The organism is Bradyrhizobium sp. SZCCHNPS1003 (genome assembly GCF_032381555.1).
In the GTDB taxonomy this organism is placed as follows: Bacteria; Pseudomonadota; Alphaproteobacteria; order Rhizobiales; family Xanthobacteraceae; genus Bradyrhizobium.
Map to the genome: position 1 here is coordinate 1 of NZ_JAUHIU010000041.1, position 5,727 is coordinate 5,727.

The 5,727-nt window shown below is 64.5% G+C and carries 5 protein-coding genes; all 5 read left to right on the top strand.

Annotated features, from left to right (window positions below):
- Window positions 1–443 precede the first annotated feature (443 nt).
- Genes QX126_RS33405 through QX126_RS33425 form a run of 5 tightly spaced genes read left to right on the top strand, consistent with a single transcriptional unit; the run spans window position 444 to window position 5,583 of the window.
- A complete protein-coding gene (locus tag QX126_RS33405; RefSeq protein ID WP_006609648.1) occupies window positions 444–638 on the top strand; it encodes a 4Fe-4S dicluster domain-containing protein in 195 nt (64 codons plus the stop codon).
- Window positions 639–676: 38 nt separating this feature from the next.
- Entirely contained in the window at window positions 677–2,194 is a 1,518-nt protein-coding gene (gene sufB / locus QX126_RS33410) for a Fe-S cluster assembly protein SufB (RefSeq protein WP_315786868.1), read from the top strand.
- Window positions 2,195–2,231: 37 nt separating this feature from the next.
- Window positions 2,232–2,993, top strand: coding sequence for a Fe-S cluster assembly ATPase SufC (gene sufC, locus QX126_RS33415; RefSeq protein ID WP_315740944.1), 762 nt, complete (start codon window positions 2,232–2,234; stop codon window positions 2,991–2,993).
- Between the two features lie 19 nt (window positions 2,994–3,012).
- A complete protein-coding gene (sufD, locus tag QX126_RS33420) occupies window positions 3,013–4,338 on the top strand; it encodes a Fe-S cluster assembly protein SufD (RefSeq protein WP_315786871.1) in 1,326 nt (441 codons plus the stop codon).
- A gap of 3 nt (window positions 4,339–4,341) precedes the next feature.
- Window positions 4,342–5,583 carry a cysteine desulfurase gene (locus QX126_RS33425; RefSeq protein WP_315786874.1) on the top strand — a complete coding sequence of 414 codons (1,242 nt, stop codon included), beginning with the start codon at window positions 4,342–4,344 and terminating at the stop codon, window positions 5,581–5,583.
- Window positions 5,584–5,727 lie beyond the last annotated feature (144 nt).

The window sequence follows — 5,727 nt, forward strand, 5'->3', positions numbered from 1 at the left end:
ACAGCAGTGATCGAATAGTGTCAGGGATCAGCCCGGTCCAAAATGTCAGGGATCAACCCGGTCGGTCAGGGCGCTGATCGTCGTGAGTTCGCTCGCTGTACTCACGTCCGCTGAGCTGCTCGTTACATCACACATCGTCACTCCGCTGGTGACAGCATTAGCGCGCATCACGTGCAGCGTGCTCGTGGACCCCCACCCCCGACCCCTCCCCGCAGGGGGGAGGGGAGCTCACTGCCTTCGTGGCGGGGGCTCGACCCAAACGCGCACGCGACTTCATGCGCCCTGTCGCACTTGCGACATGCTGTCGGGAGAGCGACAGCTGACCGGCGTGGCGATCTTTAGAATCCTCCTTAGAAATCAACCAAATGCTCTCTGGCACGCGGCTTGAAAGATACCCCGTGAATGACGTCGTCCGATGTCGCAGGGATCGCGGGGAGCTGCACATGACCTACAAGATCATCGCCTCACAATGCACGGTCTGCGGGGCTTGCGAGTTCGAATGTCCGAATGCGGCCATCCGGCTGAAGAACGACATGTACATCATCGATCCGAAGAAGTGCACGGAGTGCGAGGGCCACTTCGACGCGCCGCAATGCGCTGCCGTCTGTCCGGTGCCGGACACCTGCGTGCCCGCCTGACGCGGGCCACGACGGAAACATTGCAAGCGGAGTGAGAGATGGCAGCGGTTCAGGAGACCATTGATCGGGTCAAGGGCATCGACGTCGATCAATATCGCTACGGATTCGAGACCGTCATCGAGTCCGAGAAGGCTCCGAAGGGGCTGTCGGAAGACACGATCCGCTTCATCTCGGCCAAGAAGAACGAGCCGGCCTGGATGCTCGAATGGCGGCTGGAGGCGTACCGCCGCTGGCTGACGATGACCGAGCCGACCTGGGCGCGCGTCGGATACCCGAAGATCGACTATCAAGATCTCTATTACTACGCGGCGCCGAAGCCGAAGAAGAAGGTCGCCTCGCTCGACGAGATCGATCCGGAGATCCTGAAGACTTACGAGAAGCTTGGCATTCCCCTGCGCGAGGTCGAGATCCTCGAAGGCGTCGAGCGGCCTGCGGCGGCGGCAGCGGATGTCGACGGCGAGGTCGCGGCGCCGCGCAGCAAGATCGCCGTCGATGCCGTGTTCGACTCGGTGTCGGTGGCGACGACGTTCAAGGAGGAACTGAAGAAGGCCGGCGTGATCTTCATGCCGATCTCCGAAGCGCTACGCGAGCATCCCGACCTCGTCCAAAAATATCTTGGCACGGTGGTGCCCACCACCGACAACTATTTCGCGACGCTGAATTCGGCGGTGTTTTCCGACGGCTCGTTCGTCTACATCCCGCCGGGCGTGCGCTGCCCGATGGAGCTGTCGACCTACTTCCGCATCAACGAGCGCAACACCGGCCAGTTCGAGCGCACCCTGATCATCGCCGACAAGGGCGCCTACGTCTCCTATCTCGAAGGCTGCACGGCCCCGCAGCGCGACGAGAACCAGCTGCATGCCGCCGTGGTCGAGCTGGTCGCGCTGGATGATGCCGAGATCAAATATTCGACGGTGCAGAACTGGTATCCCGGCAATTCCGAAGGCGTCGGCGGCATCTATAATTTCGTCACCAAGCGTGGTGACTGCCGCGGCACAAATTCGAAGATCTCCTGGACCCAGGTCGAGACGGGATCGGCGATCACCTGGAAATATCCGAGCTGCATCCTGCGCGGCGACAATTCCAGCGGCGAGTTTTATTCGATCGCGATCTCCAACGGCTTCCAGCAGGTCGACTCGGGTACCAAGATGATCCATCTCGGCAAGAACACGTCGAGCCGGATCATCTCCAAGGGCATCGCCGCCGGCAAGTCGCAGAACACCTATCGCGGCCTGGTCAGCGCCCATCGCAAGGCCTCCGGCGCGCGCAACTTCACCGCCTGCGACTCGCTCTTGATCGGCGACAAATGCGGCGCGCACACCGTGCCCTACATCGAGGCCAAGAACTCCTCCGCGGTGTTCGAGCACGAGGCCACGACGTCGAAGATCTCCGAGGACGTGCTGTTCTACTGCATCCAGCGCGGGCTCTCCCAGGAGGAAGCGGTCGGCCTCGTCGTCAACGGCTTCGTCAAGGACGTGCTGCAGCAATTGCCGATGGAGTTCGCGGTCGAGGCGCAGAAGCTGATCTCGATCAGCCTCGAAGGATCGGTTGGATGACGGCGTCGCGCCGCGACAGCATCAGAAGGAGTGTTCGATGACGGCCTTGCTCGAAATCAAGGGGCTCCATGCCGAGATCGCAGGCGGACGGAAGATCATCCAGGGCCTGGACCTGACCGTGAACAAGGGCGAGATCCACGCCATCATGGGCCCGAACGGCGCCGGCAAGTCGACGCTGTCCTATGTGCTCGCCGGCAAGCCCGGCTACGAGGTCACGGCCGGCGAGGTCTATCTCAATGGCGAGGACCTCTTGGCGATGTCCGCCGACGAGCGCGCCGCCAAGGGCGTGTTCCTCGCGTTCCAATATCCGTTGGAGATCCCCGGCGTCGCGACGCTCACCTTCCTGCGGGCCGCCTTCAACGCCCAGCGCAAGGCGCGCGGCGAGGAGGAGCTGTCCTCGCCGGACCTGATCAAGCGGGTGCGCGAGATCGCCAAGACGCTGAACATCGATGCCGACATGCTGAAGCGGCCGCTCAATGTCGGCTTCTCCGGCGGCGAGAAGAAGCGCAACGAGACCCTGCAGATGGCGCTGCTGCAGCCGTCGCTCTGCGTCCTCGACGAGACCGATTCCGGCCTCGACATCGACGCGCTGAAGGTCGTCGCCAACGGCGTCAACGCGCTGCGCTCCGCCGAGCGAGGCATGATCGTGATCACCCACTATCAGCGCCTCCTCGACTACATCGTGCCCGACATCGTCCATGTGTTCGCGGCGGGCCGCATCGTCCGCACCGGCGGCAAAGACCTCGCGCGCGAGCTCGAGGCGACCGGCTACGCCCAGTACCAGAGCGAAGCGGCGTAAGGCGCCGGGGAGGACGAACATGGGCGTCGTGATCCGCAAGACCAAGGCCGAACTCGGGCTGGCCGATCTGTATCAGGGCGCCCGCCGCTATCTGCCGGGCGGCGAGGAGATCACCGCGGTGCGCGCTGCTGCGTTCGACCGTTTCAATGCGGTCGGCCTGCCGCACCGGCGCGTCGAGGCGTGGCGCTACACCGACCTGCGCGGGCAGATGAAGGAGGCCAAGCGGCTCGCCTCGCTGCCCGACGACGCGGCAAAAACCAAGGCGCGCGAGGCGAGCGACTTGTTCGCGGGCGCTGGCTTCCGCAAGCTGATGATCGTTGACGGTGCCTTCGTACCCGAGCTGTCCGACCTCGCCGATCTCGAGCCGGGCCTCACCATCCAGCCGATGGCCGACGCGCTCGCCGCCGACAAGCCGCTGCTGTCGCAGCGTCTCGGCCCCGTCGTGCCTGACGACGATCCGGCGTTGGCGCTCAACACCGCGCTGGCTGCCAATGGCGTCGTGATCCTGGTGGCGCCGGGCACGGCGCTGAGCCGGCCAGTCCACGTCGCATTCGTCACGACCAATTGGGTCGCAACCTCGATGTACACGCGGTCGCTGGTCAATATCGGAACTGGGGCCAGCGCCACCATCGTCGAGTCGCATCAGGGGCCCGACGGAAGCGAATATCAAGTCAACACCGCGATGCAGCTCGTCGTCGGCGACGAGGCGCGGATCGACCATGTCAAGGTGACCCGGGAGGGCAACAGCGCGCTGCACATCTCCTCGCTGCTCGCCAATATCGGCGCGCGTGCGACCTTCAATCAGCTTGGCTTCGTCGCCGGCGGCAGCCTGGTGCGCAACCAGCTGTTCGTGCATATCGCGGGTGAGGGCACTGTTGCCGACATCCGCGGCGGATCGCTGCTGTCGGGCACCCAGCATGCGGACACGACCTTGGCGATCGAGCACGCAGCTGAGAACTGCCAGAGCCGCGAGACCTTCAAGGCGGTCGTCGGCGACACCGCGCGCGCGGTTTTCCAGGGCAAGATCACGGTCAGTCCCGGCGCGCAGAAGACTGACGCCAAGATGATGTCGCGGGCGCTGCTATTGTCCGACGAGGCCGAGGCCGACAGCAAGCCGGAGCTCGAGATCTTCGCCGACGACGTGCAGTGCGGCCACGGCACCACGACCGGCGCGATCGACGACGAGCTGCTGTTCTATCTGATGGCGCGCGGCATTCCGCCCAAGGAAGCCAAGGCGCTGCTGATCCAGGCCTTCGTTGGCGAGATCATCGAAGGCGCCGCCGATGAGAGCGTGCGGGCGGCGTTGACCGAAGCGATGCTGGGCTGGCTCGGACAACGGGAGTAGGTGATGCATGCAGCGGTGAACGGAAGCGGCTACGACGTTGGCCGCATCCGTGCGGACTTTCCGATCCTCGGCATGCAGGTGCACGGCAAGCCGCTGGTCTATCTCGACAACGCGGCGTCGGCGCAGAAGCCGCAGGCCGTACTGGACCGGATGAACCAGGTCTATACGTCCGAATACGCCAACGTGCATCGGGGGCTGCATTATCTCGCCAACGCCGCCACCGAGGCCTATGAGGGCGCCCGCGCCAAGGTGGCGTCGTTCCTGAATGCCGAAAGCCCTGAGCAGATCATCTTCACGCGCGGCGCCACGGAAGCCGTGAACCTGGTCGCGCAGACCTTCGGCCGCGAGCGGATCGGGCCGGGCGATGAGATCGTGCTCTCGATCATGGAGCACCACGCCAACATCATCCCCTGGCATTTCCTCCGGGAGCGCCAGGGCGCGGTGCTCAAATGGGCTCCTGTCGACGACGACGGCAATTTCCTGCTCGACGAATTCGAAAAGCTGCTGACGCCGCGCACCAAGATGGTGGCGATGACGCAGATGTCGAACGTGCTCGGCACGGTCGTCCCGGTCAAGGAGGTCATCCGCATCGCGCATGCGCGCGGCATCCCGGTGCTGATCGACGGCTCGCAGGCCGCCGTGCACATGGAGGTCGACGTCCGCGATCTCGATGCGGATTTCTATTGCATCACCGGGCACAAGATCTACGGCCCGACCGGCATCGGCGCGCTCTACGGCAAGCGCGAGCTCTTAGCCGCGATGCCGCCGTTCAACGGCGGCGGCGAGATGATCCGCGAGGTCTCGCGGGACTGGGTCACCTATGGCGACCCGCCGCATCGCTTCGAGGCCGGTACGCCGCCGATCGTCGAAGCCGCTGGGCTGGGGGCAGCGATCGACTACGTCGCCTCGATCGGCAAGCAGCGCATCGCGGCGCATGAGCATGATCTCGTCGCCTACGCCACCGAGCAGCTGCGCGAGATCAACTCGCTGCGCATCATCGGCAACGCCGCCGACAAGGGGGCGATCGTCTCGTTCGAGATGCAGGGCGCCCACGCCCACGACTTCGCCACCGTCATCGACCGCTCCGGCGTCGCGGTCCGCGCCGGCACCCATTGCGCCATGCCGCTGCTGGAGCGCTTCGGCGTCACGGCGACGTGCCGGGCGTCGTTCGCGATGTACAACACGCGGGAAGAGGTCGACGTGCTGGTGCGGGCGCTGAAAAAGGCACAGGATTTCTTTTCGTAGAGGCGCCTTTTCCTACACGCAGTGATCGCGAAGGAGCGCTGCTCGTTGATGCGCCCTCTCCCCTTGTGGGCTACGGGATGCCCGAAAGCGATTCCAAGCGATTTCTGGATGTGATTCAAAGTTTTCGACCGGTTCGGTGGAGAG

Coding starts and splice junctions, on each gene's coding strand:
- QX126_RS33405 (WP_006609648.1), top strand. CDS start 444: ATGACCTACAAGATCATCGCCTCACAATGCACGGTCTGCGGGGCTTGC.
- sufB (WP_315786868.1), top strand. CDS start 677: ATGGCAGCGGTTCAGGAGACCATTGATCGGGTCAAGGGCATCGACGTC.
- sufC (WP_315740944.1), top strand. CDS start 2,232: ATGACGGCCTTGCTCGAAATCAAGGGGCTCCATGCCGAGATCGCAGGC.
- sufD (WP_315786871.1), top strand. CDS start 3,013: ATGGGCGTCGTGATCCGCAAGACCAAGGCCGAACTCGGGCTGGCCGAT.
- QX126_RS33425 (WP_315786874.1), top strand. CDS start 4,342: ATGCATGCAGCGGTGAACGGAAGCGGCTACGACGTTGGCCGCATCCGT.